The 1,857-nt window shown below is 66.6% G+C and carries 1 protein-coding gene; it reads left to right on the forward strand.

The window, feature by feature from the left end:
* The first annotated feature begins 191 nt into the window (after positions 1 to 191).
* Complete coding sequence (locus LR948_RS18700) at positions 192 to 1,760, forward strand: DUF4331 domain-containing protein (protein WP_232755665.1); 1,569 nt, start codon at positions 192 to 194, stop codon at positions 1,758 to 1,760.
* The last annotated feature ends 97 nt before the right edge of the window (positions 1,761 to 1,857 follow it).

Consider the following 1,857-nt stretch of genomic DNA (forward strand, 5'->3'; position numbering starts at 1 on the left):
GCCGCGGCCAGGACGGGTGTCACGAGAAGTTCAACGCTCACTTGCGGCGGGACCTCCAAACAATTGCCGTTTTTTGAAACCCCAGCCGCCTCGCCCTCGTGAGTTGGCATGGTGAGCGAATTTCCGCCGCCCGATGCGGGCCCTTCCGGCTCGGCATGCGTGACAAGAACAGTGACAACAGGGAGAAGTAAATGACGTTTCCGATCAAGACAGCCGGTGGCTGCGCGCTCCTGGCCGCGCTTGCTGCGGGGGCGGGCGGGGTGCATGCCTCTTCCCACCGCGAAGCGCCTGGCATCACCCAGACCCCGAAGATCGACGCGACCGACTTCTACATGTTCAACAGTTACGAGACCGGCCGGGACGGCTATGTCACGCTGATCGCGAACTATCAGCCGCTGCAGGCGCCCTATGGCGGTCCGAACTACTTCACCATGGATTCCGACGCGATCTACGAAATCCACATCGACAACGACGGCGACGCGATCGAGGATCTGACCTTCCAGTTCGAGTTCGAGAACACGCTGGGCGCCGATGGCGCCGGCATCGCGCTGCCCATCGGAGACGAGACCGTGGCGATCCCGCTGCGCACCGCGGGCCAGATCAGCGGCGCGGAGGACGATCCGCTCAACGAGGTCGAGACCTATACCGTCAACATGGTCACCGGCGACCGCCGCAGCGGCAACGCCAGCGCCGTGACGATGACCGAGGGTGGTGCAACCTTCACCAAGCCGCTCGACAACATCGGGACGAAGACCATTCCCGACTACGAGGCCTATGCCGACCAGTACATCTACGAGGTCGACGTGCCGGGCTGCGACCTGCCGGGCCGGGTCTTCGCGGGTCAGCGCGAAGAGGCCTTCGCGGTGAACCTCGGCGAGGTCTTCGACCTGGTGAACCTGGTGCCGCTCGAGGGCAGCATCGAGAACACCCGCGCCAACGACGACCTCATCGGCCAGTTCAACGTCACCTCGCTGGCGCTGGAACTGCCGATCGCCTGCGTGACCGGCGACGGCAACGGCGTGATCGGCGGCTGGACGACCTCGAGCCTGCCGCAGGCGGAGGTCGAAGACCCCTCGCCCACCTATGAGGGCACCTCGGTCTTCGGCGGTGCCTGGGTTCAGCAGTCGCGCCTCTCGGCGCCGCTGGTCAACGAAGTGGTGATCGGCCTGCCCGACAAGGACCTCTTCAACGCCGCCGAGCCGACGCAGGACTCCGCGCTCGCCACCTATGTGACGAACCCGACCCTGCCGGCGCTGATCGACATCCTCTTCCGCGAGGCTCTGGGCGCCGAGGAGAACATCGCGCCTTCGAACCTGCCGCGCCAGGATCTAGTCACCGCCTTCCTCCAGGGCTTCCCGGGGCTGAACCAGCAAAGCACGGTGACCGCCTCCGAGATGATGCGCCTCAACACCGGCATTCCGGCGACGCCGCAGGGCTCGCAGAACAACTACGGTGTGCTGGCAGAGGATCTCGCGGGCTTCCCCAACGGCCGCCGTCCGGGGGACGATGTCGTCGACCTCGCGCTGCGCGTGGCCATGGGCCGGCTCTGCCACCCGGTGCCGCTTGGGGCGGAACTGGGCGTCGAGGGCGCCGAGGAGGACACCGAGAGCGACATGATCAACCTCGGTCTCTGCGCGCCTGAGGATGCGCCGGTGGGCGACGAGCCCTTCATCGACGGCGCGCCTGTCGATGCCTTCGACGTGACCGCCACCTTCCCCTACCTGCGGACCCCGCTTCCGGGCGCAGGCGGCGACAGCTGATCGGAAGGAGACAGACCATGTGGACTTATCCGAAACTGCCGATGCTGCTGGCCGGCGCGCTGCTTCTGGCCGCCTGTGACGGCGGCGGAGGCGGAGG

This window comes from Roseivivax sp. GX 12232, from assembly GCF_021272185.1.
Lineage (GTDB): Bacteria > Pseudomonadota > Alphaproteobacteria > Rhodobacterales > Rhodobacteraceae > Roseivivax.